Raw genomic sequence first — 25257 nt, forward strand, 5'->3', positions numbered from 1 at the left:
GCGACATGACACGATGAGTGACGCAGCCAAGCATTCACTGTCGTTGGTGGTCTACGAGAAGATACTCGCCGCCATCATCAGCGGTGACTATCCCGTCAACAAGAAGCTGCCGACCGAGGCGCGCCTCTGCGAGCTGTATGAGGTATCCCGCCCGGTACTGCGGGATGCCCTGGCGCGTCTGCGCGAGGACAATCTCGTCGTGTCGCGGCGAGGGTCTGGCAGTTTCGTCATCAATCGGCCTGACAGTGCCGTGCTCGAGTTCGCTCGGATCTCCAGCATCGCCGACATACAACGCTGCTTCGAGTTTCGCACCAATGTCGAGGCCAGTGCGGCGGGCCTCGCCGCGCAGCGGCGCACGCCAGAGCAGCTGGAGCACATACGTCAGCGTTTCGAGGCCATCAATCAGGCCAACCTCAATCATGATCGCGCCTCCGAGGAAGACTTCGAGTTCCACCTCGCGATTACCGAAGCCGCCAGCAATCACTACTACGCCACCGTGCTGCGTTCGCTGAATCAGAGCATCAAGGAAGGCATGAACTTGACGCGCGGTCTGTCACTGCGTGCCTCCGAGGAGCGCCTGCGGATCGTCCAGGATGAGCATCAGGCGATCATCGATGCGATCGCCGGCAAGGATTCACCCGCCGCGGAAAGCGCCATGCGTGCCCATCTCGAGGGGGCGCGTCGGCGTATGTTCGAGGGGGTGCACACGCCCTAGTCTCACAGGGGGCGGGCGCTCCACCTGCCAGCCAGCGCCGTGCGACCGCGAAGGCGCGTGGCAGGTTGCGGCACCAGGTCAGCTCTCCCGTGCGCTTGCGAATGCCGGCCCGGCGCAGCTTAACGATCAGATGGCTGGGGAGCCCCGACAGGACCAGCGCCACGTGCTGGTGGCGCATGTCATCGATCAGTGACTGCAGAGCGACGATGGCCGTGCCGTCCATGCTGGGTACATCGGCCATGTCGAGAATCACGATCTGGACCTTGTCATCGACCAGGCGCAGCGAGGTCAGTGCCTTTTCCGCCACGCCGAAGAACAGGGGGCCGTCGATGTCATAGAGCGCAATCGCTCGGGTGTCTTCTCCCCGGGCATGCGTCTGGCGTGGAGGATCGCTCTCTGGCTCATCGTTCTCTGGCGTGTCTGTCTCTGGCATGTCAATGATCTGACGGGTCTGGGTGAGCTGCATCATGCGGCGGATGAACAGCGCCGCCGCCAGGCCGATGCCAACCGCCACCGCCAGTACCATGTTGAACAGCACGGTAAGGCCGAAGCAGATCAACAGGATCGCCACGTCACCACCGGGGGCAGAGCGCAAGGTATGCACGAAGTGACGAGCCTCGCTCATGTTCCAGGCGACGATGAACAGCAAGGCGGCCAGTGTGGCCATCGGCACTTTTCCCAGCAGTTCCGCCAGCGCGATCACCGCCAGCAGCACCACCGCGGAATGCACCACGGCGGCCAGCGGTGAGCGGGCACCACACCGGATGTTGGTGGCCGTGCGAGCGATGGCGGCGGTGGCGGTGATGCCTCCGAACAGCGGCGCCACCAGGTTGCCCAGCCCCTGGCCGATCAGTTCGGCATCCGGATCATGGCGTGTCCTGGTCAGTCCATCAGACACGACCGAGCACAGCAGGGATTCGATGGCGCCCAGCATGGCGATGGCGATGGCAGGCCCCAGCAATGCGCGGATCAGGGTGAAATCCAGTGGCAGTGGATATCCGTCCGCTCCGGGCAGGTGCCAGGGGGCCAGAAATGCCGGGGCAATCGGAGGGATGCCATTGCCACTGTCGTTCAGCGTTTCCCAGCTGAAGCGTGAGGCAATGGTCTGCACCAGCATTTCATGTGAGTCATCGCCCAGGCCGTGATTGACGGCGTAGGCGGCAAGTGCCCCGACGAACAGGCCCACAAGCGGCGCGGGAATCGGGAGGTGAAGTCGCGGCCATAGCAGCATGACCACCAGCGAAAAGACCCCGATGGACAGTTCGAAAGGATTCAGTGTCGGCAGGGCGGCCAGAATCTGACCGACGTTCTCCACGAAGTGCTCGCCGAGCTGACCGACACTCAGCCCCAGGAAGTCAGGCACCTGCAAGACAGCAATCACGACGGCGATACCCGCGGTAAAACCCAGCACGACGGGATAGGGCACGAACTGGATGAGTCGCCCCATGCGCGCCAGCCCCAGCATGACCAGTATGGCGCCCGCCATCATGGTGGCGATCAGCAGGCCACCGAGCCCGTACTGCTGAACGATGGGGAACAGGATCACCACGAAGGCCGCTGTCGGGCCGGAGACGTTGACGCGTGAGCCGCCCGTGATGGCAATGATCGCCCCCGCGACGATGGCCGTGTACAAGCCATGCTGTGGTGCGACGCCGGCGGCGATGGCCAGTGCCATGGACAGCGGCACCGCCACGGTGCCGATGGTCAGCCCGGCCAGGATATCCTGGCGGAGATCGGTGAGGCCGTAGCCTGAGTGCCAGGCGGAGCGCAGGCCGGTGGCGATGCGGGGGAGGCGCATGGGAGAGCGCTTGGGGGTCATGGTGGTGGGTCCTCGCGGAGGGAGACGCTACGCTGACTCTGGTGCTGGCACGATCTCATGATAAAGAGATGGTAAAAACATTAACATGTCATTGGCATGTTCGTCATCCGCCCCCCAGTGTCAGAGAGCTGGCCTGTCGGGATTGGCTTGTCTGTACCGGACCCTCGGTATTACCATCAGATGTTAATGGTTTCGGGAGAGCCGAGGATGGAAAAGAAGACCGCACGTCTGACCCTGATGATTGACCCCCACAAGAAGCAGGCCTTCGAGCAACTGTGTGCCACGCAGGACCAGACGCCCTCTCAGGTCGTTCGTCAGTTGATCCGCGAGTATCTGCAGGCACATGGTGTCGAGTACGCCTCCCAGCCCGGGCGTCCGCAACCGCCATCTTCCTGAAAGAACGGGTGTGAAGGGCTGCGCTGACGCAAGAGACAAGAAGCCCCTGACAGGCGAACCTGTCAGGGGCTTTCACGTTCATGGGCCAGGCCATTCACCCAGCTCTCTCAGATAGGCGAGATCATTGGCAGAACCTGACTGGTGACAGGCTGCGCGCGTAGTCCGGCAGGGGCTCGCCTGCCACCATCCGGGCCACGATATCCCCTGTCTCGGCCGAGAGTGTCAGGCCCAGATGGCCGTGCCCGTAAGCGAGAAGCAGGCCGGGGCAGCCAGGCATTTCGCCCACTACCGGCAGGCCATCGGGGGTGGAGTGGCGCACCCCCATCCAGTGGCGGGCGACGTCGAGGGGCTGACCGAAGAGTGTCTCGCCCCATCGTGTGAGGGCTTGCCAGCGCTGTGGCGAGGCGGGGCGCGACGGCGCACAGAACTCGGTGGTGCCCGCCAGGCGAATGCCTTCCGCCATTGGCGAGGCGTAGAAGTGATGCGCCAGCCAGCCTACCGGGCGTGAGAGTGGCAGCTGGGTGGCGAGTTCGATGTGATAGCCGCGCTCACTGACCACCGGCAGACGCTTGCCGAGTCCCGCCAGTAGTGTGTTGCTCGCGATACCGGCACAGACCACGACATGCGGGACCTCGTGGGAGGTGGTGGCGGTGTCGATGTGCCAACCACCACTGGTCAGCGGCGTGAGGGCGTCGACCTGCTGCGCCGTCCACTCAAGGCCACCTTCTTCCAGCTGTACGAAGAGTTGGTGGCTGAGTGACAGCGGGCTGGTGAGGTGGCGGGTGTCAGGGAAGAACAGGCCGCCTGCCAGCCCCTTCGGGTTGAGCGACGGTTCCATGTCCCGCAGCTGGCTCGCGCCCAGCGCCTGACATTCGACCCCGTCACGGCGCTTGGCCTGGGCCATCTTCTCCAGCGCCGGCGGGGTGATGGCGGTGTCGCGCTGGATCTGCAGGCAGCCTGTCTGGCTGGCCAGCGCAGTGGTGGCTTTGGTCTGCAGGTCATCGATCAGGGCATGCTGACGTTCGACGGCATTGGCCAGCAAGGCAATCAGATCTGCCTTGTGGCGCTGGAAATTGGTGGGCGTTGCCGCCTTGAGGAAACGCCAGCCGAAGTCCGCCAGGGCGGGGGTGTGGCGCAGGGCGATGGCAAGGGAGGGCTGCCTGCTCAGCAGGTGGCCCGGCAGCTGGCGCAGTGTGTCGCCGCTGGCCATCGGCGAGGTGGCGTAGTTGGCGATCAGACCGGCGTTGCCGAAGGAGGTGCCTTCACCGACGGGATTCGGGTCATACAAATGAACGTGATAGCCACGTGCCTGCAAGGCGCGGCAGGTCGCTAGGCCGATGATGCCGGCGCCGATGACGGCAATGCTGTCGTGGCTCGACACTCGGGCGGCGGGGGATTGCGGGGTCATCGCGCGTACTCTCTTTGCCGGTCATGCCGGGCGGATTGCCCGACATGATCAGCGTGATGAAGACGGTGTGAGGGTCGTGACAGGGCCATGACAGAGCTTGGAAAGCCTTGGTCGAGCGGCACAGACCCTGCCGATGGCTCAGTTGTCGCGGTAGAACTTCCAGGAGGCGATGGCGATGACCACGGCGGTGAGGATGCTCAGCAGACAGATGGTGTAGAGAGTGAATCCGAACATGGTCAGGTCCTCAGGAGTGGGTGGGCTGGATCGGGGCGTTCTTGCCGTTGTGGTCTGGCGCCGCGTTCAAGAACTGGTAGACGAGGGTGAAGACCACGATATTGACGATGACGCCAGCAATCAGTGGGGTGAGCCCGGTGAGGGCTTCCAGTTCCAGGCCACTCCATTTCCACATGCTGGTGGCCAGGGCGCCGGCGATCATCGCGGCCACACCAGCACGCTTGCAGCGAATCCTGAACAGCACGGCGAAGATGAACGGCAGCAGGATGGTCGGCGCCCACAGGGCGTAGCTCAGCAGCAGCGCATCGATGATCGAGGTGGCGTAAAGCGCGAACACGATGGCGCCCAGGCCGATGGCCAGATTGACGCCGCGCTCGATCCACAGCTGTTGCTTGCCGGACATGGCGGGGTTGATGAAGGGCTTGTAGATGTCGGTGACGAAGATGACCGCTGCCGAGTTCAGATAGGAATCCGCCGTTGACATCACCACCGCCAGCAGTGAGGCCAGCACCAGCCCGGTCAGCCCCAGCGGCAGAGCGTCGCGGATCAGTTCCGGCATGGCCTGATCCGGCGAGATCTGCGGATAGAGCACCAGCGCGATCAAGCCGATGGTGGAGCTGACGGCATAGAACAGCAGACCGAAACCACCGGCCAGCGAGTAGCCGATCCTGGCATGACGGGAATCCGGTGCGGACAGGGCGCGCTGGGTGTAGGGCGGGACGAGGGTCTCGCCAAGCAGGAAGGCGATGAAGATGCTGAGGAACATCGGCGGCGTGTAATCGCCCATGAGGCTGAAGTGCTCGCTGGGGAGCGCGGCGATCAAGGCCTCGGGGCCACCGATCTTGTCGAGCCCGACGATCATGGTGATGGGCAGGAAGACCGCTAGCATCACGAACTGCACCACGTCAGTCTGGATCACGGCCCACATGCCGCCGGCCGTGGAGTACACCAGTACCACTGCCATGCCAATCAGGATGCCGGTGCTGATCTCGATGCCCAGGATGGCATTGAAGACGGTGCCGATGGCCAGCGCCTGGGCGCCGAGGATGCCGATGCAGAAGATCAGCGAGAAGATGCCGGTCAATAGGCGAGCGCTGCGACCATAGTGATGCGCCATGATGTCGCCGACCGTCTGTGCCCCTGCATAACGCTTGAGGCGTGGCGCGATGTAGAGGCCCGCGATGATGGTGGCGATGGGGAAGGCGGAGGCCGCGAACATGAAGGCGTAGCCTTCGTCGAAGGCCTTGCCGGCGCGACCCATCGAGGCACCCCCGCCGAGGAAGGAAGCGGCGAGCGTGGCGAACAGCACCGGCCAGATGATCTTGTTGCCGGCGACAGCGAAGTCGGCACTGCTGGATGTCTTCCTGGCACTGCGATAGCCGATATACAGCAAGATGGCGAAATACAGCAGTAGCCCCATGAGGTCGATCGTGTGCATTGTCTGTGGCCCTTTGTTGTTGGTTATGAGGGTCTGGTCAGCTTCCTCCCGCTGGGGGTATAAGCACAACTAAAGGCTGTCTATTAAGTCATAAGAACAATTTAGAGCCTATTCACGAGAGGCTAGTCTTGAGCATCCAGTCCCAAGCGTCCGCCCCGCCACAAGAGCCCAGTTGTCATGAAACTCAGACATAACCTGCGTCAGTTGCAGATCTTCCAGGAAGTGGTGCGCACGGGCAGTCTCTCCCAGGCAGCGCGTCGGCTTGGCTTGACGCAACCGGCGGTGAGCACGGCGATCGCCAATCTGGAGAGTGACGTCGGGTTTCTGCTCTTTCGCCGCAACCACTATGGCACCCAGTTGACACCGGAAGCCGTCCATCTGGCGGAGGGTGTCGACAAGGTGCTGGCATCGGTGGGGCATCTGGATGAACTGACGGATGGTCTGCGTGATGGTCACGCCGGCAAGCTCACCGTGGCCTCGATGCCGGGGCTTTCGCCGACGGTGATGCCTCGAGTGATGTCACGCTATCTTGCCGACTTCCCCAGGAGCCGTCTGTCGCTGCAGACGTTCAGTTCACGCAAGATCGCCGAGTGGGTCGCCGAGGGCCAGTTTGACCTCGGGGTCATCGAGGCAGACGCCGCGGTCGAGGAGCTGGTGCTGGAGGAGTATCAGCTCTGCATGGCACTGGCCGTGCCTGCCCACAGGATCTGGCCGGGGAAACCATCATCACGCTGGATCAGCACCATCAGAGTACCTTGAAGCTAGCGCGTGCCTTTCAGCAGGCAGGCATGACGCTGCAGGCAAGCATCGAGACGCATCTGTTTCCCTCGGTCGCGATGCTTGTCAATGAAGGGATAGGCATTGCCTTGATCGATCCGGTGACGGCGGAGGCGATGCTGGCGCGGCGCGATTGCCAGCTGCGCGTGGTGCCATTCGCGCCGACCATCAACCTGGATGTCGCGCTGGTCACCTCGCGTTTTCATCCCGTCTCGCGTCAGGGGCAGCGCTTCATGCCCTATCTGACGGCGGAGCTTGCTGCCTGGCAGCAGCGCTCTCACTTACACCGCGGTTCTCGGCACCGTGCGCTGCCAGTCACGACGATGGACTTCCCTGTCATCTTCCCAGGCGATCTGTTCGGCTTCGAGATAGAAGTTCTCGGCATCACAGCGCATGCGGTAGTGACTCTCGACACGGATGTCGAACTGGCCCGGGGTGGTCTCGCCCAGCGCCGTGTCGCGCCCGTGCTGATCGCGTCCGGCGCGGTAGTGCCAGACGATCTCGGCACGCGTGCGATCGGCGTCTTCCGGATGCGTGGTATAGCGCTCGGTGCAGCGATGCTCGACACGCATGCCGGTATCCTCGAAGGTCATCGCCCCCAGGTCATCCGCGACGATGGTAGTGATTTCTCCGGTCGCCACGTCCTCGACCACGCTCCGGCTGGGCTTGGCCTCGCGCTGCTCGCTGATGTTGGCCGGTGGCGCGGACTCCGGTGCCTCGAAGGGATTGGCCACGGCCTCGCCGGTGAAGACCGGCAGCGCGAGTGACTGCAGGCCCGGCTGCAGGGTCAGTGCCGCACGCCTGGCCGCCGGCCATACCATCGGGAAGTTGGCGGTCGCGAGCGCCACGCGCAGACGGTGGCCGGCCGGAATCCGGTAGCCCGCCATGTCCAGTTCAAGCTCGACCTCGATGGGCTCGCCCGGTACCAGTGTCTGCGGATTGTCGTGATCGCGCAGGGTGAGGTTGAGCACGCCGTAGGTGATGCGTGCGACCTGACCATCCGGCTGCACGTCACTCAGGCGCACTGCCAGCTGGCCGCAGGCCTGGTCACTGGCCAGCGTCAGCGTGACCTTGGGCTTGCCGAGGATATCCAGCGGCGCTTCGAGCGGTTCACTGTCAAAGCACACGGCCAGCGCATCATCGAGACGCTGGTCAGCCGGCAGGTCAGGCCCGAACCAGATGGCGCAGTACTCGCCCTGATGACGGCCAGCAGTGAGCGGGGAATCCACCACGACCGGCCTGGCCAGTGGCTGCTGGCCCTGGCGTGCATTGTCGCTCAGGCCTGACTCGCTCAGAGACATCTGATGCATCTTGACATCGCTGGCCGGCCAGCCATCCGTCTGCACCCAACGCCCCGGACGCTCGGCATACATCGTCTTCGGCGGCAGGGAGTCCTGCAGGTAGAAGGTGGCGGACGGCTCGTCCATCACGCCGTTTTCCTCACCCTTCAGCCAGTGGTCCCACCAGCGCAGCGCTTCCTGCAGGAAGCCGATGGCCGGATTGGGCACCGCGAAGTGCGGATACTTGTGAATCCACGGGCCGATCAGCGCCTTGCGCGGGCAGCTCAGGTTTTCCATCATCCGCCCGACGGTGTTCTTGTAGGCATCTCCCCAGCCACCGATGGTATAGACCGCCGCTTCGATATCGGCGTAATTGGTGTTGATGGAACCCTGTTTCCAGTACTCGTCGCGGTGCTGATGCGACAGCCAGGTCTCGGCCAGCAGCGGCATCTCGTCGAGACGCTCCTGCCACATGGCGCGCCACTCATCACCCACCAGACGCGGGTCCGGCGGGGCCGCGGAGAAGCTGAGCATGGTGGCGGCCCAGGCCAGGTTCTCGTTGAGAAGGCACCCGCCCTTATAGTGGATGTCATCGGTGTAGCGGTCATCGGTGGAGCAGAGGGTGATGATGGCCTTGAGCGGTTCCGGCTTGTGCGCCGCCAGCTGCAGCGAATTGAAGCCGCCCCAGGAGATGCCCATCATGCCGAGCTTGCCGGTACACCACGGCTGATTGGCGATCCAGTCGATCACCTCCAGCGCATCGGACTGCTCCAGCGGCAGATATTCATCTTCCATCAGTCCATCAGACTCGCCATTGCCGCGCATGTCGACGCGCACTGAGGCATAGCCGTGGCCAGCGAAGTACGGGTGGGTGAGCGCATCGCGCGGGGCGGTGCCGTCACTCTTGCGGTAGGGCAGGTATTCGAGAATGGCCGGTACCGGCGCCTGTTCCGCCCCTTCCGGCAGCCAGATGCGCGCGGCCAGTCGGGTGCCGTCCGAGAGCGGAATCAGCATGTGTTCGATTTCGCGGACGGGATACGGGAAGTCGGTCTTGACCTGCATTATTCTAGGCTGGCACCGTAACCGAAGCTGGCGGCCGGTTCGGCGGCGGTCTCGACCCACACGCTCTTCACTTCGCTGTATTCGCGCAGCGCATCCAGCCCGGAGGAGCGGCCATAGCCACTCTCGCCGTAGCCCCCGAAGGGGGAGCTGACGTGAATGGTCTTGTAGCCATTGACCCAGAAGGTACCCGCGCGCACCTGACGCGCCACGCGGTGGGCGCGCCCGACATCACGCGTCCAGACGGCACCGGCCAGCCCGAAGCGACTGTCATTGGCGATGCGGATGGCGTCGGCTTCCTCCTCGAACGGTATGGCGACCACGACCGGGCCGAAGATCTCCTCCTGCGCGCAGCTCATGGCGTTGTCGCCCAGCAGCACCGTCGGCGCGACATGATAGCCGCCGGTGTCCGGGATGGGGTCTGCTGAGCCATCCGCCAGGCGAGCGCCGTCTTCAAGAGCACCAGCCAGCATCGACGTCACATGCTGGTATTGCTTGGCGTTGTTGATCGGGCCGATCTGGGTCGCCGGGTCCTGCGGATCACCGAGCGTGAATTGCGTGGCAGCCTCGGCCAGCGCGCTGGTGAACTTCTCGTAGATCGAGGCCTGTACCAGCAGGCGCGAACCCGACACGCAGCTCTGACCAGCGCCGGAGAAGATGGCCGCCTGAGCGCCGCGCAGTGCCACCTCGAGATCGGCATCCTCGAAGACGATATTGGCCGACTTGCCGCCCAGCTCCAGCACGCAGGGAATGCAGCGCTGCGCCGCGGCGGTGGCGATATGGCGGCCGGTGGCGGGGGAGCCGACGAACACCACCTTGCGGATATCGCCCTCGGCGATGAATGCCTGGCCAATGGTATGGCCGTAGCCTGCGATGACGTTGACCAGCCCACGCGGCACGCCGGCGCGCTCGATCAACACACCGAGTGCCAGCGAGGACAGCGCCGTCAGCTCCGAGGGCTTGAGAATCACCGCATTGCCGGCGGTGATGGCCGGGGCGATCTGCCAGCCGGCGGTGAAGATCGGCGCGTTCCACGGCGTGATCTGCAGCACGGTGCCCAGCGGCTCATAGGTCACGTAGTTGAGGTGTGAAGTCGGGACCGGAATCACCTCGCCGTGCAGCTTGTCCGCCCAGCCCGCGTAGTACTCGAACATCTCGGCGACCTTGGCCACCTCGACACGCGCATCGCGAATCGGCTTGTTGGCGCTCAGCGCCTCGAGCTCGGCCAGTGTCTCGGCCTGCTCACGAATCAGGCTGCCTATCTGGTAGATGACGCGCCCACGCGCCTGGGCGGTCATGGCAGCCCACTGCGGTTGCGCCTGGCGCGTGGCGGCATTGGCCAGCGCGACCTGAGACGCATCGGCATCCGGGAAGGACAGCATCAGACTGTCATCATGGGCGTTGCGTACCTCGATGGCGTCACCCGTGCCGGTGACGAACTCTCCGCCGATCAGGCTGCTGACGACAAAACTGTCGTCATGAGATTGGCTGCTGCTCTGAAACGCCTGCATCAGCTCGGCGATGCGCTGAGCAATCGGGGAGGTCGGGGTCATGTCCTGGGTCAGCATGGCTTATTCTCCGTGGCCAAAGAGGGTCGGGTCGGTGCGTTGCACGATGGCGCAGAAGTCTTCGTTGTCATCCAGCGTCGCACTGCTCTCGTCCCAGAGCTTTGCGACGGTACTGGAGAGCGGAAGCGCCAGCCCCAGTTCTGCCGTCAGATCACTGGCCAGCCCGACATCCTTGCGCATCAGGCCCATGGTGAAGCCGGAATCGTAGGCCTTGTTGATCACCCAGCTGGGGAACATCACCTGGCTTGCGCCGCTACGTCCCGAGCCCGCATTCACGCCTTCCAGCAACTTTTCTGGGGAGACACCCGCCCTGGCGGCCATGGAGACGGCCTCCGCCGTGCTGATCAGATGACAGGCCGCCAGCATGTTGTTGGCGATCTTGGCGACGTTGCCCGCCCCACAGCGGCCAACGTGCACGCGGCTGCCGCTCATGGCTTCCAGCACCGGCATGGCGCGTGCCAGCACTTCCTCTTCGGCACCGATCACCATCGACATGCTGCCACTCGCCGCGCCCTTGGGGCCGCCGGATACCGGGGCGTCGATGAAGTCGATGTCGCGTGTCGCCAGCGCCGCCGCGACCTTGCGGCTGGTCTCGGGAGTCGAGGTAGTGGTGTCGATCACGATCAGGCCGGGCTTGCCCTGCGTCAGCAGACGGGTGGCGTCTTGATCCTCTTCCTGTGCGCCTTCCTTGCCCAGACATAGCTGCTCTACATGCTCTGCCTTGGGCAATGACAGGATCACGATATCGATCCTGTCCAGCAGCTCTGCCAGTGAATTGACCGGCGTGACACCTGCCGCGGCAGCTTTGTCACGCGCAGCCTGTGAGAGATCGAATCCGAAGACGGGGAAGTCATGGCGAGCAAGTGTGGCGGCCATGCCGCCACCCATGTTGCCCAGTCCGATGACACCGACGGTTGTTGTCATTGTGTGATTCCTGTCGTGGTGAAAGGGGGATGGTCATCCGGTGACTCGAGTATGGACAGCGCTTCTGTGTTCCAGCAATAATCCGAAATTCACTTTAATGTTGCCTTCAAGGCAATGCTGGGGGCGTGATGAGTCTGGTGCAGGAACGACGTATCAGTCATTTCCACGAGGCCGCCAGACTGGGCAGCGTGCGGGCAGCGGCGGATTTCCTGAATGTGGCACCGTCTGCGGTCAGCCGGCAGATCACCCAGCTGGAGCATGAGCTGGGCATGCCGCTGCTTGAGCGTCATCGACGTGGGGTCAAGCCGACGGAAGCCGGCGAGCGGGTGCTGGAGTACTACCGTCAGCGTCTGGCGCAGCAGGAGGTGCTGCTGGAGTCGTTGCAGTCATTGAAGGGGCTGCAGAGTGGCTCATTGGTACTGGCCATCGGTGAGGGCTTCATCGAGGGACTGGCAGGGCCCTTGAGCCGTTTTTCCGCGCGTTATCCGGGCATCGAGCTCAAGGTGAATCTATGTGGCAGCAATGAGGTGATCCGTCAGGTCGTCGAGGACGAGGCGCATCTGGGGCTGGTGTTCCATCCGGCAAGTGATCCAAGGATTCGCGCGCACGTCTCGCGCCCTCAGCCGGTGTGCGCGGTGGTCAATCCGGCGCATCCTCTGGCGCGTCAGGCGACGGCGGCTGTGCCCGAGCCACTGTCGCTGGCGGCGCTCGACGGATATGCCCTGGCGCTGCCGGAGGTGTCGTTCGGTATTCGCCAGATCGTCGCGCAGGCGGAGCATCAGGCCGGGGTGATGCTGAGCCCGACGCTCACCTGCAACGCGCTGGCGATGCTCAAGCAGTTCGCGCTGCAGGGCGGCGTGACCCTGCTGCCGGATTTCGTGGTCAGTGAAGAAGTGGCAGCGGGCAGGCTATGTCGACTGTCGCTTCAGGAAGCGCCTTTCATCACGCCGCATGTGCAACTGATCAGTCGACTGGGTCGGCAACTGAGCGTCGGTGCCGATCGACTGCTTGGCCTGCTGCGCGAGGACATGACGGCCTTCCGAGCCTCGTGCAGCCCGCGGCCTGCTCGGCATCACAGACAAGGATTCCCTCGATGGCTTCATTTCGTATTCTGACGCACCCCGAACACGGGACGCGTGCCGTCAAGATCGGCTGGTCCTGGCCGGCCTTCTTCTTCGGCCTGTTCTGGGCACTCTACAAGCGCATGTGGTTGCTGGCGGCGAGCCTGTTCGGCTTCATCGTGCTCAGCTCGGTCTTCATTCCCGCGACGATGGAAGGGCAGCTGATTTCCAATGTCCTGTTCCTGGGGCTGAACCTGACCATCAGCATGAAGGGCAATCAGTGGTACGCGAGCCTGCTGGAAACCCAGGGCTATCAAGAGCAGGCACAGGTCTCGGCGCGCAATCCCGATGATGCACTGGCCGTACATGCCAACTCGCAGAAAGCCTCTGCTGCCGATATCCGTGATTATGAACAACGCGGCACTCACGAGCAGGACCTCCCCGTGGATCACCGTGATGAGCAGGAAAACAGGCGCGACCGTAATGATGGCAGGGATGATGACGATAACGGTGATGGTGGCGGTGACGCCGGTGGCAAGGGCGGCGGCAACACCTCTGGTACCTTCATCGGCTAAGGGCCGGAACAGAAAGAGATGAGACGATGAACCTTCAAGGACGATTGACGCGCTGGAACGATGACAAGGGCTTCGGTTTCATCACGCCTGAGTCGGGGGGCAAGGATGTCTTTGCCCACATCAGTGCGTACCAGGGGCGCGGGCGGCCGAAAGCCAGTGCGCAGGTGCAGTATCAGTTGGGCATGGATGAGAACGATCGCCCACGTGCCACACGCTTTCGCACGTTTGGGGCAGGGGCTTCCACTACTTCTGCTGGAGTGGGGCTTGCATGGTTGATGCTGCTGGCCGTGATGGTCGTGCTCGGGGCAGGCTGGCAGCAGGGGCGTCTGCCCTGGATGTTGCCAGTGGCGTATCTGGGCATGAGTCTGGTGACGTATCTGGCCTATCGAATCGACAAGCAGGCCGCGACATCAGGGGAGTGGCGCGTGTCCGAGGGGAAATTGCACTTCATGGAGCTGCTGTGTGGATGGCCGGGCGCGCTGATCGCCCAGCAGAGCCTGCGCCACAAGACGCGCAAGACAAGCTACCGGCTCGTGTTCTGGTGTGTGGTGTTGATCAATATCGCGGCCGTGAGCTGGCTGACGCTCTCGCCGGATGCCGCGACCCTTCGTGACCTGCTCGGCTTTCCCGTCATGGCAGGCGAGGCCATGATCAGGTGGTCATGAACGGATGATTGAGCGGCGTTATCGATCGCATGACAACGACAAAGGGGGCCTGAACCAGGCCCCCTTTGTCGTTTTTGCTTACTGGCGTGTGCCATCAGAACGCCATCAGAACGGTGCGTAATCATCCTGTTCGGCGCTTGTGGCGACCCAGCGCTCTCTGGCAGGTATCGCCCGACGTTGCGCGCCCTGTGGCGGTATCTGGCCTCGCTCACCATACAGCCACAGCACCATGTTGGAGCGCTGGCCGCTAGTGATCGGCTGCGCGGCATGCGGCACATTACCGCGATGCAGCATGGCCGAGCCGGGCGTGAACGAGAAGCGCACTGCGTCTCCGCTCGCGGCGTCCAGAACATCCAGTTCAGAGCCCTCGAAGGTCTCGTCGGGCAGGTTCATGTTGATGTTGAGGGTCACGGACGAGGCATCAGTATGCGGCCGAATCGAGGCGTCCGTGGTGGGCTGATAGTGGATCGAGAAGCCGAAGGACTGGCTGTCGTAGCCGATGATTTCCGGGAACAGCAGCCGCGAGATCGGACGCATGTAGGTATCCAGCAGCTGCTGATAGAACGCCTGGAAACTCGGTGCCGCCAGATAGCCCTGTGAGCGACGGTCGAGCATGGCGCCGCGCCGATTGAGCACGATGCCGTAGGGCGGGCGCAGCGGAATACCGGCATCCCATGCCTTTTCCAGCAGGTTGCGCAAATCAGCAATGCGCTCGACATCGAAGAGCTGGAACTGATAGACGTCAGTAGCGACTTCTGTCATCAGCGCCTTGACGTCCGTCTCGCGCTCGGGATTCTCCCACGCCTGCTTGACGGCAGTGCGCAGCGCCTTGTCGATCAATCCACTGTCGAGGATGGCGAGGTCGTCTTGCTCAACGGCTTCCCATTCACGCCAGGCGTCACTCAGCAGTTGACGGTGGCTGTCCCAGAATTGCTGGACGGAGGGGGCGCGCCGCAGCATGGCTTCGCGGGAAGGCAGTTCGAGCTCGCGGGCTTGCTGCAAGCGGGTCTGCTGTAATAAGGCTGCCGTTTCGGTGATATGGGGCAATTTATTACGCCGTGTCTTGTTGATAAACAGGCCCCTGGAGTAAACACATTCAATATTCTATTGATGATCTCCGTACGACAGCAGGCCCGCACACAATGCGGGCCTGCTGTCGTATGTCACAGTGATACGTGGCGCTCTGTCAGCGCATCAAGCCATCCACCACGCCCAGGCCATGGAAGGCGATCATGCCGATGATGCCGGCGAAGATCACGTAGTAGAGCGTCGGCAGGATCGTCTTGCGCAGGGTGATGCCTTCACGCCCCAGTAGCCCGACGGTCGCCGAGGCGGCGACCACGTTGTGGATGGCGATCATGTTGCCGGCAGCCGCGCCGACGGCCTGGAGGGCGACCATCATGGCGCTGGAGATGCCCAGCGCGCCTGCCACATTGAACTGGAAATCCGCCAGCATCAGATTGGAGACGGTGTTGGAGCCGGCGATGAAGGCCCCGAGGGCCCCGACGCTGGGGGCGAACAGCGGATAGATGTCGCCCACGCTGTCAGCGATGAACTGCGCCATGGCCACCGGCATCGAGACCAGATCTGCCTCGTTCACGCCGGAGTTGATCAGGATGCGCACCATGGGGATCGTGAACAGCAGCACGAAGCCTGCGCCCAGAATCGTGCGGCTGGATTCCGTGACGGCGGCACTGACATCCTGCATGCGCATGCGGTGCAGCACGACGGTCAGCAGCACCACGATCACCAGGATACCGCCGGGCAGATACAGTGGTTGCAGACTGCCGGAGATGTCACTCTCGCCCAGGATACCGCTCCAGCCGAAGCTCAAGGAGGTCAGCGCTTCCTTGAGCGGCTCGATGACGCGGGACATCACCAGCAGCACTGCCAGCAGTACGTAGGGCAGCCAGCCCATGCCGACCGAGAGCGGCGTGCGGCCCTCGACGGGCTCCAGCGTCATGTCCAGCTTGCCCACCCATTCCTCGGGCCAGTGGTCAGCGTTCGGGAAGTCCCAGGTCCGGCTGGGCAGCAGAAAGCCCTTGCGCGCCGCGGGTACCACGATGGCGAGGCCCACCATGGCGCCGATCATCGAGGGGAATTCCGGCCCGAGCAGCAGGCCGGCCAGTACATAGGGCACCACGAAGCAGATACCCGCGAACAGCGCGAAGGGAGCGACTTCGAGTCCCTCGCGCCAGGAGCGATTGGCCCCGAAGTAGCGGACCATCACCGCCACCATGATGAGTGGCATGCAGATACCGATGATGCCGTGGGTAATGGCGACTTCCGAGGTGATCAACTGGAAGTAGCTGTCCCAGCTTGACCCGTTCGCGGCCAGAGCGTCACTGACGCCAGCCTTGTCGAGTCCTCCCGAGACACCGACGACGATGGGGGTGCCGACAGCACCGAAGGAGACCGGAGTGGATTGCACCATCATGCCGACCACGACGGCGGCCAGTGCCGGGAAGCCCAGTGCCACCATCAAGGGGGCAGCGACGGCAGCGGGTGTGCCGAAGCCTGAGGCACCCTCGATGAAGCAACCGAACAGCCAGGCGACGATGATGGCCTGTACTCGCCGGTCCGGGCTGATGCCGGAGAAGCCATTGCGGATCGCGGCAATGCCGCCGGAGTGCTTGAGCGTATTGAGCAGCAGCAGGGCACCGAAGATGATCCACAGGATCGCCACCGTCAGTATCAAGCCCTGCAACGATGAGGCCATGACGCGTGTGAAGGTCATGTCCCAGGCAAGCAGGGCGATCAGGGCCGTGACCACGAAGACGATGGGCATGGCAATGCGGGCAGGGATTCTGAACCCTATCAGCAAGATACCAGCCAGTATCAATGGCGTGAACGCCAGAAGCGCCATCCATGATGCATTCATGTGGAGCATGAATGGCAAAACTGGGTAGTGTGTTGGTCGTATTGGCCGCTTTTCAATGGGGGCTGACAGGTGGGATTGGCAGCTTGCTGATGTCCTGGGGCTGGGAGGCTGAAGTCATTTCCTTCTGGCGTGCCCTTGTCGGGTTCATCTGCATGCTGGCCTGGATGGTATTGCTGGGCTACCACAAGGTGCCGGCCAGGAAACCGCTCGCGTTGATGGGGTGGTCGCTGCTGGCGGGGGTAGGGGTCGCCGGCAACTTCATGTTCTATTTCACGAGTGTCAGCATGAGTGGTGTCGCCGTTGCCGCGACTCTCATGTATAGCGCGCCGATTTTCGTCTATATCACGTCATTCCTGGCCCGGGTGGAACGCCCGACACCAGTGAAGCTGATTTCCATCGTCGGTGTGATGATCGGCATCGTACTGCTGACGGGGGTGCTGCAATCCGGGAGTGGCAAGGTGACTCCCCTGGGTGTCCTGTTCGGACTTCTGGCGGGTGTGTCATACGCCATCTTCATCTTTGCCTTCAAGTCAGCCACGCGTCATGGCAGCACCCCAGGGGTATTGGCCATCGCGTTGGGCGTGAGCAGTCTGGTGATGTTGCCGTTGACGAATCTTTCACAGGCAGTGGCGGTCCCCTTCGCCGATGAACTGTGGCTGATTCTGGTATTCGGCCTGGTGGGGGGAGGGTTCTCCTTCTATTGCTATGTGATCGGCCTGAAGAATACCTTGCCGTCGGTGGCTTCCATCATCGCCATGATAGAACCGATCACGGCCACCTTGTTCGGGGTGTTCGTGTTGGGAGAAGGCATGGACATGATGCAGCTGGCAGGGATGGCGCTGATTCTCGTGGCGATCACGACCCTGAGCCTGGCGCAGAATGGCCCTGAGGTATTGCTTCGCCTGCCGTTGGGCTTGCGGGTTGGCTGGCCTGGATGAAGAAGTCATTCATCGTCAGCTGAAGGTATTTCTTCATCATGTCGCGGGCAGGCATCAGCATGCGATCCCCGAGATCAAAGTTGCCGGTCTGATGAGGTACGGAGTCCTTGACCGTGTAATTCTTGCGATAGAGGAGTTGCTCATCCTTGTCATAGAGGCAGTACACCACCTCGAAATCGGCAATCACATCGAAGTCTTCATTGGCGATGCCGAAGGTGAGCAGATTCATCGGCAGGTTCTTTGCCATCAGATAGTCGAGATAGACGGGGCCACGGTTCTCGTGGGCCTGAATCTCGACCTTGAGGCGATAGTCCTTCTCGCGGGCATCATGCGTGATTACCGAGGTGCTGGGTAACTGTTCGCGCAGCAGCAGGTCGAAATTCTTCATGGGCGGTGAAGAGGCGCGCGGCAGTTTCACGCTGCCCAGTGGGCGCATGGCCTGGGTCGCGGCACCCGAGAACAGATTGGCCTGAGGCTGGCTGTAATAGATGTCGGGGTAGAACGTCTTGTGTTCATAGGCCAGAGACTGCACCGGCTGAATGTTGGGCATATCGATCTCGGCACGCGAGGCGCAACCGGTCATCAGCAGCAGCGCGAGACCTGCCGTGGCGAATTTCAACATTGTCATGGTCAATCGAACCAGCGCTTGAGCACCTTGTCCGCGCGTGCGCGATGTTCCGGCTTGATATGGGCCGCCACGATGGCCACCGCGCCCGCCATCAAGGTGATGTCGTCGGTGTAACCTAGCAGGGGGGTGAAGTCCGGCAGGGCATCGATGGGGGAAATGAAGTAGCCCAGCGCGCCATAGATGGTGGTTCTGGCCCAGACAGGGGTATCGGAATCCTGCGCCGCGAAGTACATGCGCAGGGCGGGATTGAGTGCTGTCTGGCCGGCCTTGCGGGCGACCGACGAGACCTTGTGCCAGAAACCTTCCTCGCTGTACTCGGAGGCGTGGGCCGTGAGGGGCTCAGCTCAAGCGGGCAGGTCGAACAGCAGCGCATGCAGACCTCGCGCCTCAGCGAGAGTGGCCTCGGGTTCATGATCCAGCGTGACGGCATCCCCCGCGGACAGGGGCAGGCTCTGCTGATCCTTACCCTTCAGTGTTGCCGTCCCGTCGATGACGTGCAGGTAGTAGCGGCGCTTTGCGTCCAGTGGCAGTTCCAGTGCTGTGGGCTGCTCGTCATCCCCTTGCAGGCCGATGCGATACATCCGGGCATCCTGATTGATGGACAGGATGCCGTCCACGGCCTCTTGTGGCGGGGCGATCAACAGGTCGAGTCCCTCGCGTGCCGTGAAGGGTTGCTGCTGATAGCGCGGCGTCAGGCCCCTGGCATCCGGGGTGATCCAGATCTGCAGGAAATGCAGTGGCTGGCGAGTCGAGGGATTGTACTCGCTGTGCTCGATGCCGCTGCCGGCACTCATCAGCTGGACTTCGCCCACTCCCAGGGTGCGATGTGAGCCCATGGTGTCACGATGCTCGATGCTGCCTTGCAGCACATAGCTGATGATTTCCATGTCACGGTGCGGATGCGTCTCGAAGCCTGCGCCGGGTGCCACGGTGTCATCATTGAGCACGCGCAGTACGGAGACGCCCATGTGATTCGGGTCATAGTAGCTGGCGAAGGAAAAGCTGTGGCGGCTCTCCAGCCAGCCAAATCGAGCATGACCGCGTTCTGCCGCTGGACGTAACGTGAACATGGCAACCTCCTCAGAGTGTCGTGGTGTCTGCCGGTGAGTGAAGCAGGCTTCAGTCTTCGCGCACGGCGTTGCTGCCCGGTTGCAGTACCCGATCAAGGGACAGCTTGCCGCCGCCGGTGATCATGAGGCTGGCCGCGATGGTCAACAGGGCCAGCGCGTACTCGAAGCCGTTGTTGCTCATGAACAAGCCATTGCCGATATGCACGGTCAGGATGGCGATCAGCATCGTGAAGACCAGCACGGCAGCTGCCGGGCGCGTCAGCAGGCCGATGAGAATGGCCAGTCCGCCGAAGAATTCACCGCTGCCGGACAACAGTGCCATCAGGTAGCCGGGCTCGATGCCCATGGAGGCCATCCACTGCCCCGTGCCTTCCAGGCCATAGCCGCCGAAGGCGCCGAACAGTTTCTGTGACCCGTGGGCCATGAAGATGATGCCGGTGGGCACGCGCAGCACCAGGCTTGCGAGGCTCGTGTCAGTGGACATCAGGCGAGAGAGGGCGGACTTGAACATGAGTGGCTCCAGGGATCAGGTAAGGGGTGGATTTTCAAATCAGTGTGTCTGATCGATGGCGCTACTATAAAATGCGGTGTCACAGAAAAATAACGGAGGATTCTGGTCTGATTGATCAGAATTTTTGAACCATGGTCTCACCCATCACGCTGGACGCGCTGCGCGTACTGGATGCCATTGACCGACGTGGCAGTTTCGCCGCAGCCGCCGAGACACTGCACCGCGTGCCCTCGGCGATTTCCTACTCGGTGCAGAAGCTGGAGGAAGAGCTGGGCGTGCCGCTGTTCGACCGTTCGCGCCGCAAGGCCGAACTGACCGATGCCGGACGCCTGGTGCTGGAGCATGGGCGACGCATTCTGCTGGCCACCGATGAGATGACGGCGCTGGCGCGTCAGGCGGGGGCGGGCTGGGAGGTCGAGCTGCGTATCTGCGTCGATACCATTCTTGATCCGGACGCGCTCTATCCGCTGTTGGAGGAATTTCAGGCCATCCAGCCGCGTACCCGGGTGGTACTGGGGGAGGAGGTGATGGGGGGCGCCTGGGAAGCGTTGCATGACAACCGCTGTGATCTGGTGATCGGAGCGCCCGGCGAGGCACCGGTATCGGGGTTGTCGAGCCGAGTGCTCGGGGCGATCGAGCCGGTCTTCGCCGTGGCAGCCGACCATCCGCTGACGCATCTGCCACAGCCGCTGTCCGCCGACGCCCTGCGTGACTATCCCACCGTCATCGTGGCCGACAGTTCGCGCAGCTTGCCCGGGCGCTCTTCGGGGTTGCTGGATGGTCGCAGTGAGATCATCGTCAAGACCACAGCGCAGAAGATAGACGTCCAGCGCAGGGGGCTTGGTGTCGGCTATCTGCCGTTGCACCGGATTCGTCAATCACTGGAAGACGGCAGTCTCACGGTGCTGCCACTGGAGACGGATCGTGCGCCGATCGATCTCTCCCTTGCCTGGCGCAGTGGCCGTCAGGGCAAGGCGCTCAAATGGATTCTCCAGCGTCTCTCGGCTCCCGGCATGGGCGAGGCCTTCGGGCTGTTGCCCCGCGAGGCGCTGACGGCGGGGAGCCATCGAGCAAACGCCCTCAGTCCCAGTCGAGCACCACCTTGCCCGACTGACCGGAGCCCATGATCTCGAAGCCCTGCTGGAAGTCATCGACGCGCAATCGATGCGTGATGATGGGCGAGAGATCCAGCCCTGACTGGATCAGGCTGGCCATCTTGTACCAGGTCTCGAACATCTCACGGCCATAGATGCCCTTGATGGTCAGCCCCTTGAAGATGACCTTGGTCCAGTCGATGGCCATCTCGCCGGGGGGAATGCCCAGCATGGCGATCTTGCCGCCGTGGTTGATGACATCGAGCATCTGACCGACGGCTGACGGCACGCCGGACATCTCCAGCACTACATCGAAGCCCTCATGCATGCCGAGCTCCGCCATCACCTCCTTCAGGGATTCGCGGCTGACATTGACGGTGCGGGTCGCGCCCATCCGCTCGGCCAGTGCCAGTCGATAGTCATTCACGTCGGTGATCACCACGTGGCGAGCCCCGATATGGCGGATGACCGCCGCCGCCATGATGCCGATGGGCCCGGCACCGGTGATCAACACGTCCTCGCCGACCACATCGAAGGCCAGCGCCGTATGCACGGCATTGCCGAAGGGGTCGAAGATGGCCGCCAGGTCATCGCTGATCTCATCCGGCAGCTTGAAGAGGTTGTAGGCGGGCAGGGCGAGGTATTCGGCGAAGGCACCCGGACGGTTGACGCCCACACCCTCGGTATTGCGGCACAGATGGCGACGCCCCGCGCGACAGTTGCGGCAATGGCCGCAGGTAATGTGCCCTTCGCCGGAGACCCGATCACCGATCTCGTAACCCCGCACCTCGCTGCCCAGCGCGACGATTTCCCCCGCATACTCATGACCGGTGACCATCGGCACCGGCACGGTCGCCTGTGACCACTCATCCCACTGATAGATGTGCATGTCCGTGCCGCAGATCGCGGTCTTGCGGATCTTGATCAGCACATCGTTGTGGCCGATTTCCGGCACGGCCGTCTCGGTCATCCAGATGCCGGGTTCGGGCTTGAGCTTGGCCAGCGCCTTCATGCATCACCTCCCGTCGCAGACCCGATCACGCCCATCTCGCGGCCGATGCGCGTGAAGGCCGAGACGGCCGTGTCGATCTGCTCCGGGGTATGCGCCGCCGAGAGCTGGGTGCGAATGCGCGCTTGTCCCCTGGGCACCACCGGATAGGAAAACCCGATCACGTAGATGCCGGCCTCCAGCAGCCGATTGGCGAAGTCACCTGCCAGGCGTGCATCGCCGATCATCACCGGAATGATGGCGTGGCCGGCGCCCGCGAGGGTGAAGCCGGCGGCCTGCATGCCGGTGCGAAAGCGTTCGACGTTCTCCCACAGCTTACGGCGCGGCTCGGCGCTGTCCTCGATTCTGTCCAGCGCCTTGAGGGTCGCCGCCACGATGGGCGGTGCCAGCGAGTTGGAGAACAGATAGGGGCGAGAGCGCTGGCGCAGCCACTCGACGATGGGCCCGCGTGCGGCCGTCACGCCTCCCGAGGCACCGCCCAGCGCCTTGCCGAAGGTGGTGGTGATGATGTCGATCTGATCCATCACGTCATGATATTCGTGGCTGCCACGCCCGTTGTCGCCGACGAAGCCGGTGGCGTGGGAGTCATCCACCATCACCAGCGCGTCGTAGCGGCGGGCGAGCTCGCAGATGCCCTTGAGATTGGCGATCACGCCATCCATTGAGAAGACACCATCGGTGGCGATCAGCTTGAAGCGTGCGCCAGCCGCGTCCGCCTCCTTGAGGCGGGCCTCGAGTTCACTCATGTCATTGTTGGCATAGCGATAGCGGCTTGCCTTGCACAGGCGCACGCCATCGATGATGGAGGCGTGGTTGAGCGCATCGGAAATGATGGCGTCTTCAGGGCCGAAGAGTGTCTCGAACAGGCCACCATTGGCATCGAAGCACGAGGAATAGAGGATGGCATCGTCCATGCCGAGAAAGGCCGCGAGGCGTTTTTCCAGCACGCGATGCTGGTGGTGGGTGCCGCAGATGAAGCGTACCGAGGCCATGCCGAAGCCATCACGCTCCAGCGCCTGTTGCGCGGCCGCGATCAGCTCGGGGCTATCGGCCAGGCCCAGATAGTTGTTGGCGCAGAAGTTGATGACCTGGGCGCCTTGTCCCTCGTCTTCATCACTGGCGGAAACCTGGATGCTGGCACGCTGGGGCGAGGTGATCTCGCGCTCCTGCTTGTAGAGGCCCTCTTCATGCAGCGCATTGATCTGACGGCTGAGGTGGTCGTGGAAACTGGCTGGCATGCGTCGCTCCTGTCTGTCGTGATCCTGTTCGCTTCCGATGGACGCTGTACGCCTGGGGGAAACGTGGTGACACACACTTGTTCAGCGCTGGGTAAGTGGCACCGATGCCGGGATGGTCTGGGAGGCGCGATCACGGCGTACGCGGATCACGAAGGCGATCACCAGGGCGAAGATGCCGAAGGCGACCGGTATCGCGGCGACCGAGATCAGGCTCAGCAGGGTCTTGTAGACGTCGCCGCCCAGCCAGCTGACCACGATGGCCAGGGCGGCCATGGCGATGATCCAGAAGGCGCGTGAGCGCTTGACGGTCAGCATCTCGCAGACCAGTCCTGCCGAGTCGGCACTGGTGATGAAGAACAGCAGGATGTTGAGCGTCAGTATCACCGAGAGGATGCCGGTGGTATCGATGGTATCGATCAGCTTGAACACGTCCTCGACGCCCAGGCTGAGACTGCCGAGACCGAACACCACGAACCACAGGCACGAGAACAGAGTCGGCACCAGCATCACCCCCAGCACCATGCCACGCAGGGTACGGCCCTTGGAGATGCGCGCCACGAAGACGCCGGTGAAGATGAACCAGCCGTACCAGGCAGCCTCGAAGGCATACAGCCAGTCGGCCAGCCACGCCTTGCGCTCCGGATCACCCAGGCCGATGTCGGTGGCCATCGCCGGGTACTTGAGCAGGTATTCCGGCACCAGACGCACGAAGGTGGAAAGGATGTCGCCGGGGACGGTCAGTACCAGCACGCCGATCATCAGAATGATGGCGAACAGGGTGTTGTAGTTGCTCAGCCACTTGATGCCGCGCTTGAGGCCAGAGGCGGAGGAGATGATGGCGCATACGGCCAGCACGCTGATGATCAGGGTCGGGCTGAACTCGATGCCGACCAGCTTGACCAGTCCCTGCTGGATCGGGGTGGTCGCGTAGGTGAAGGACAGCGACAGGCCGATGACGGTGGAAACGACGAGGCTGACCAGGTTGAGCTTGCTCCACAGGCCATTGCCCAGCAGTTCTTCGGCGGGCTTGGTCATCTTCATGTTGTACATGGCATGCGCGAACAGCGCGCCGATGGCCAGATAGCCCGCCCAGGCAAGCAGGCCCCAATGATTGAAGGCATTGAGCAGTGCCATGTCGGTGCTCTGTCCGGCATCGGTATGGTACTTGGGTTCCAGCACGCCCCAGGTGAGCAGGCCGATGCCCATGCCGGTGGCAAACAGCATGCCCATCCAGCTCAGGGTGTGGAATTCCGGTTCGCCTTCACCGAAGCGCAGCTTGCCCAGCGGCGTGAAGCACACCGCGACCATCACCAGCGAGATGGCGAAGGCCGGCCAGGTGAAGATGAAGCCGAGATTGCCGATCACCGAGGTCTTGACGGTGTCGAGGGCCACGAGGAATCCCGTCGGGAAGAGGGCGGCGGCGCCGATCAGCAGCATGATGACCGCCACGGTGGCGATCGAGGTCAGGTACTTGCCCTTGGCGGAGTCTGTGTCCCCCAGGCCGCAGACGGAATCCGTGGGGTTTCTTGAACCTTTTCAGTGCGTTGCCGGATTCCTGATAGAGCGCCACCAAAAGGCCCATCGTCATTGCCACGATCACGAAGCTCATCGGCAAGGCGGCGGCCATCAGGATGGTCTGCAGTGCCTTGAGGCCGCCTGCCATCAGCAAGGTACCGGCAGCGACCGAGTCCGATGCAGATGCCCCAGAAGATGCGGTGACGCGCCAGCGGCTCCTCATCGCCCAGCGACAGGATGGTGGTGACCACCAGGGTGCTGGAGTCGGAGCTGGTCACGAACCAGCTGATCAGCAGGAAGATCAACAGCGAGGAAAGGATGACTCCCAGCACGCCGTTGCCGGCCAGGGCATCGGCGGTGGCGAACAGGGCTTCCGGCAGGTTCCAGTTGCGCACCATGCGTCATCAGCTCGCCGGTCCCCGGGCCCATGGCGGCCGTCAGCTCCTGATGCAGA

At 62.9% G+C, this 25257-nt stretch carries 24 protein-coding genes and 2 pseudogenes; 8 read left to right on the top strand and 18 right to left on the bottom strand.

What is annotated here, in order from left to right:
* Nucleotides 1-13: 13 nt before the first annotated feature.
* Nucleotides 14-715: a FadR/GntR family transcriptional regulator gene (locus CU110_RS06300; RefSeq protein WP_077377578.1), complete on the top strand. Its 702-nt coding sequence runs from the start codon at nucleotides 14-16 to the stop codon at nucleotides 713-715.
* On the opposite strand, the gene dauA is transcribed toward CU110_RS06300, so the two are convergent.
* Nucleotides 609-2534: a C4-dicarboxylic acid transporter DauA gene (dauA, locus tag CU110_RS06305; protein ID WP_127734984.1), complete on the bottom strand. Its 1926-nt coding sequence runs from the start codon at nucleotides 2532-2534 to the stop codon at nucleotides 609-611. The genes CU110_RS06300 and dauA overlap by 107 nt on opposite strands.
* Before the next feature lie 207 nt (nucleotides 2535-2741).
* Here dauA and CU110_RS06310 point away from each other — a divergent pair, with 207 nt between their 5' ends.
* Nucleotides 2742-2930 carry a CopG family transcriptional regulator gene (locus CU110_RS06310; protein WP_084208379.1) on the top strand — a complete coding sequence of 63 codons (189 nt, stop codon included), beginning with the start codon at nucleotides 2742-2744 and terminating at the stop codon, nucleotides 2928-2930.
* A 121-nt stretch (nucleotides 2931-3051) separates the two neighbouring features.
* On the opposite strand, the gene CU110_RS06315 is transcribed toward CU110_RS06310, so the two are convergent.
* Both CU110_RS06315 and CU110_RS06320 read right to left on the bottom strand, forming a co-directional pair.
* Nucleotides 3052-4338, bottom strand: coding sequence for an FAD-binding oxidoreductase (locus CU110_RS06315; RefSeq protein WP_084208380.1), 1287 nt, complete (start codon nucleotides 4336-4338; stop codon nucleotides 3052-3054).
* A 244-nt stretch (nucleotides 4339-4582) separates the two neighbouring features.
* Entirely contained in the window at nucleotides 4583-5992 is a 1410-nt protein-coding gene (locus CU110_RS06320; RefSeq protein WP_164850293.1) for a sodium:solute symporter family protein, read from the bottom strand.
* Between the two features lie 195 nt (nucleotides 5993-6187).
* On the opposite strand from CU110_RS06320, the gene CU110_RS06325 reads away from it, so the two are divergent.
* On the top strand, nucleotides 6188-6769 hold the full coding sequence (locus CU110_RS06325; RefSeq protein WP_127734986.1) for a LysR family transcriptional regulator: 582 nt from the start codon (nucleotides 6188-6190) through the stop codon (nucleotides 6767-6769).
* A gap of 2 nt (nucleotides 6770-6771) precedes the next feature.
* Here the strand turns inward: CU110_RS06325 and CU110_RS16670 are convergent, their stop codons facing one another.
* The 4 genes from CU110_RS16670 to CU110_RS06345 are packed head-to-tail and all read right to left on the bottom strand — an operon-like array spanning nucleotide 6772 to nucleotide 11618.
* The gene (locus CU110_RS16670; protein WP_240665499.1) at nucleotides 6772-7068 is read right to left on the bottom strand and encodes a hypothetical protein; all 297 of its coding nucleotides are present in this window, start codon (nucleotides 7066-7068) and stop codon (nucleotides 6772-6774) included.
* Nucleotides 7069-9129 (bottom strand): CocE/NonD family hydrolase, encoded by a 2061-nt coding sequence (locus CU110_RS06335; RefSeq protein WP_084208384.1) that lies wholly within the window; start codon nucleotides 9127-9129, stop codon nucleotides 7069-7071. It abuts the gene before it with no gap.
* Entirely contained in the window at nucleotides 9129-10694 is a 1566-nt protein-coding gene (locus tag CU110_RS06340) for an aldehyde dehydrogenase family protein (RefSeq protein ID WP_240499700.1), read from the bottom strand. The genes CU110_RS06335 and CU110_RS06340 overlap by 1 nt, the downstream gene beginning before the upstream one ends.
* 3 nt (nucleotides 10695-10697) lie before the next feature.
* The gene (locus CU110_RS06345; RefSeq protein ID WP_084208386.1) at nucleotides 10698-11618 is read right to left on the bottom strand and encodes an NAD(P)-dependent oxidoreductase; all 921 of its coding nucleotides are present in this window, start codon (nucleotides 11616-11618) and stop codon (nucleotides 10698-10700) included.
* Between the two features lie 128 nt (nucleotides 11619-11746).
* Between CU110_RS06345 and CU110_RS06350 the strand changes: the two genes are divergently transcribed.
* The 3 genes from CU110_RS06350 to CU110_RS16675 are packed head-to-tail and all read left to right on the top strand — an operon-like array spanning nucleotide 11747 to nucleotide 13919.
* Nucleotides 11747-12733 carry a LysR family transcriptional regulator gene (locus tag CU110_RS06350; RefSeq protein ID WP_127734989.1) on the top strand — a complete coding sequence of 329 codons (987 nt, stop codon included), beginning with the start codon at nucleotides 11747-11749 and terminating at the stop codon, nucleotides 12731-12733.
* Entirely contained in the window at nucleotides 12712-13254 is a 543-nt protein-coding gene (locus CU110_RS06355; protein ID WP_127734992.1) for a DUF2628 domain-containing protein, read from the top strand. Before CU110_RS06350 ends, CU110_RS06355 begins: the two co-directional genes overlap by 22 nt.
* Before the next feature lie 26 nt (nucleotides 13255-13280).
* Nucleotides 13281-13919 carry a cold shock and DUF1294 domain-containing protein gene (locus CU110_RS16675; RefSeq protein WP_084208389.1) on the top strand — a complete coding sequence of 213 codons (639 nt, stop codon included), beginning with the start codon at nucleotides 13281-13283 and terminating at the stop codon, nucleotides 13917-13919.
* A gap of 105 nt (nucleotides 13920-14024) precedes the next feature.
* Here CU110_RS16675 and CU110_RS06365 read toward each other — a convergent pair whose 3' ends face one another.
* Entirely contained in the window at nucleotides 14025-14921 is an 897-nt protein-coding gene (locus tag CU110_RS06365; protein ID WP_240665500.1) for a 2OG-Fe(II) oxygenase, read from the bottom strand.
* 184 nt (nucleotides 14922-15105) lie between these two features.
* Complete coding sequence (locus CU110_RS06370; protein WP_084208391.1) at nucleotides 15106-16800, bottom strand: L-lactate permease; 1695 nt, start codon at nucleotides 16798-16800, stop codon at nucleotides 15106-15108.
* A gap of 11 nt (nucleotides 16801-16811) precedes the next feature.
* Between CU110_RS06370 and CU110_RS06375 the strand changes: the two genes are divergently transcribed.
* The gene (locus CU110_RS06375) at nucleotides 16812-17738 is read left to right on the top strand and encodes a DMT family transporter (RefSeq protein WP_127734995.1); all 927 of its coding nucleotides are present in this window, start codon (nucleotides 16812-16814) and stop codon (nucleotides 17736-17738) included.
* Here the strand turns inward: CU110_RS06375 and CU110_RS06380 are convergent.
* The 4 genes from CU110_RS06380 to CU110_RS06395 all read right to left on the bottom strand — a co-directional run bounded on the left by CU110_RS06380 (nucleotide 17656) and on the right by CU110_RS06395 (nucleotide 19947).
* Nucleotides 17656-18366, bottom strand: coding sequence for a hypothetical protein (locus CU110_RS06380; protein WP_127734998.1), 711 nt, complete (start codon nucleotides 18364-18366; stop codon nucleotides 17656-17658). The two genes, CU110_RS06375 and CU110_RS06380, sit on opposite strands and share 83 nt — an antisense overlap.
* 2 nt (nucleotides 18367-18368) lie before the next feature.
* Nucleotides 18369-18599 carry a YkvA family protein gene (locus tag CU110_RS06385; RefSeq protein WP_127735001.1) on the bottom strand — a complete coding sequence of 77 codons (231 nt, stop codon included), beginning with the start codon at nucleotides 18597-18599 and terminating at the stop codon, nucleotides 18369-18371.
* Nucleotides 18600-18710: 111 nt separating this feature from the next.
* A complete protein-coding gene (locus tag CU110_RS06390; RefSeq protein WP_084208394.1) occupies nucleotides 18711-19436 on the bottom strand; it encodes a pirin family protein in 726 nt (241 codons plus the stop codon).
* 49 nt (nucleotides 19437-19485) lie between these two features.
* Entirely contained in the window at nucleotides 19486-19947 is a 462-nt protein-coding gene (locus CU110_RS06395; RefSeq protein WP_084208395.1) for a DoxX family protein, read from the bottom strand.
* A 131-nt stretch (nucleotides 19948-20078) separates the two neighbouring features.
* Between CU110_RS06395 and CU110_RS06400 the strand changes: the two genes are divergently transcribed.
* Nucleotides 20079-21074, top strand: a complete 996-nt coding sequence (locus tag CU110_RS06400; protein WP_127735004.1) for a LysR family transcriptional regulator — start codon at nucleotides 20079-20081, stop codon at nucleotides 21072-21074.
* On the opposite strand, the gene tdh is transcribed toward CU110_RS06400, so the two are convergent.
* The 5 genes and pseudogenes from tdh to CU110_RS17565 form a co-directional block, all read right to left on the bottom strand.
* Nucleotides 21028-22053 carry an L-threonine 3-dehydrogenase gene (tdh, locus tag CU110_RS06405; RefSeq protein ID WP_084208397.1) on the bottom strand — a complete coding sequence of 342 codons (1026 nt, stop codon included), beginning with the start codon at nucleotides 22051-22053 and terminating at the stop codon, nucleotides 21028-21030. The two genes, CU110_RS06400 and tdh, sit on opposite strands and share 47 nt — an antisense overlap.
* Nucleotides 22050-23288: a glycine C-acetyltransferase gene (locus CU110_RS06410; protein ID WP_084208398.1), complete on the bottom strand. Its 1239-nt coding sequence runs from the start codon at nucleotides 23286-23288 to the stop codon at nucleotides 22050-22052. The genes tdh and CU110_RS06410 overlap by 4 nt, the downstream gene beginning before the upstream one ends.
* Before the next feature lie 81 nt (nucleotides 23289-23369).
* Complete coding sequence (locus CU110_RS06415; RefSeq protein ID WP_127735006.1) at nucleotides 23370-24725, bottom strand: BCCT family transporter; 1356 nt, start codon at nucleotides 24723-24725, stop codon at nucleotides 23370-23372.
* Nucleotides 24726-24900: 175 nt separating this feature from the next.
* Nucleotides 24901-25026, bottom strand: a pseudogene (locus CU110_RS17890) (hypothetical protein); the annotation flags it as partial.
* 7 nt (nucleotides 25027-25033) lie between these two features.
* A pseudogene (locus CU110_RS17565) lies at nucleotides 25034-25201 on the bottom strand (BCCT family transporter); the annotation flags it as partial.
* Between the last annotated feature and the right edge of the window lie 56 nt (nucleotides 25202-25257).

The sequence above is a fragment of the Cobetia sp. ICG0124 genome (assembly GCF_004006355.1).
Classification (GTDB): domain Bacteria; phylum Pseudomonadota; class Gammaproteobacteria; order Pseudomonadales; family Halomonadaceae; genus Cobetia; species Cobetia marina.

Coding starts and splice junctions, on each gene's coding strand:
- CU110_RS06300 (WP_077377578.1), top strand. CDS start 14: ATGAGTGACGCAGCCAAGCATTCACTGTCGTTGGTGGTCTACGAGAAG.
- dauA (WP_127734984.1), bottom strand. CDS start 2,534: ATGACCCCCAAGCGCTCTCCCATGCGCCTCCCCCGCATCGCCACCGGC.
- CU110_RS06310 (WP_084208379.1), top strand. CDS start 2,742: ATGGAAAAGAAGACCGCACGTCTGACCCTGATGATTGACCCCCACAAG.
- CU110_RS06315 (WP_084208380.1), bottom strand. CDS start 4,338: ATGACCCCGCAATCCCCCGCCGCCCGAGTGTCGAGCCACGACAGCATT.
- CU110_RS06320 (WP_164850293.1), bottom strand. CDS start 5,992: ATGGGGCTACTGCTGTATTTCGCCATCTTGCTGTATATCGGCTATCGC.
- CU110_RS06325 (WP_127734986.1), top strand. CDS start 6,188: ATGAAACTCAGACATAACCTGCGTCAGTTGCAGATCTTCCAGGAAGTG.
- CU110_RS06335 (WP_084208384.1), bottom strand. CDS start 9,129: ATGCAGGTCAAGACCGACTTCCCGTATCCCGTCCGCGAAATCGAACAC.
- CU110_RS06340 (WP_240499700.1), bottom strand. CDS start 10,694: ATGCTGACCCAGGACATGACCCCGACCTCCCCGATTGCTCAGCGCATC.
- CU110_RS06345 (WP_084208386.1), bottom strand. CDS start 11,618: ATGACAACAACCGTCGGTGTCATCGGACTGGGCAACATGGGTGGCGGC.
- CU110_RS06350 (WP_127734989.1), top strand. CDS start 11,747: ATGAGTCTGGTGCAGGAACGACGTATCAGTCATTTCCACGAGGCCGCC.
- CU110_RS06355 (WP_127734992.1), top strand. CDS start 12,712: ATGGCTTCATTTCGTATTCTGACGCACCCCGAACACGGGACGCGTGCC.
- CU110_RS16675 (WP_084208389.1), top strand. CDS start 13,281: ATGAACCTTCAAGGACGATTGACGCGCTGGAACGATGACAAGGGCTTC.
- CU110_RS06370 (WP_084208391.1), bottom strand. CDS start 16,800: ATGAATGCATCATGGATGGCGCTTCTGGCGTTCACGCCATTGATACTG.
- CU110_RS06375 (WP_127734995.1), top strand. CDS start 16,812: ATGGCAAAACTGGGTAGTGTGTTGGTCGTATTGGCCGCTTTTCAATGG.
- CU110_RS06380 (WP_127734998.1), bottom strand. CDS start 18,366: ATGACAATGTTGAAATTCGCCACGGCAGGTCTCGCGCTGCTGCTGATG.
- CU110_RS06385 (WP_127735001.1), bottom strand. CDS start 18,599: ATGTACTTCGCGGCGCAGGATTCCGATACCCCTGTCTGGGCCAGAACC.
- CU110_RS06390 (WP_084208394.1), bottom strand. CDS start 19,436: ATGTTCACGTTACGTCCAGCGGCAGAACGCGGTCATGCTCGATTTGGC.
- CU110_RS06395 (WP_084208395.1), bottom strand. CDS start 19,947: ATGTTCAAGTCCGCCCTCTCTCGCCTGATGTCCACTGACACGAGCCTC.
- CU110_RS06400 (WP_127735004.1), top strand. CDS start 20,079: ATGGTCTCACCCATCACGCTGGACGCGCTGCGCGTACTGGATGCCATT.
- tdh (WP_084208397.1), bottom strand. CDS start 22,053: ATGAAGGCGCTGGCCAAGCTCAAGCCCGAACCCGGCATCTGGATGACC.
- CU110_RS06410 (WP_084208398.1), bottom strand. CDS start 23,288: ATGCCAGCCAGTTTCCACGACCACCTCAGCCGTCAGATCAATGCGCTG.
- CU110_RS06415 (WP_127735006.1), bottom strand. CDS start 24,725: ATGCTGCTGATCGGCGCCGCCGCCCTCTTCCCGACGGGATTCCTCGTG.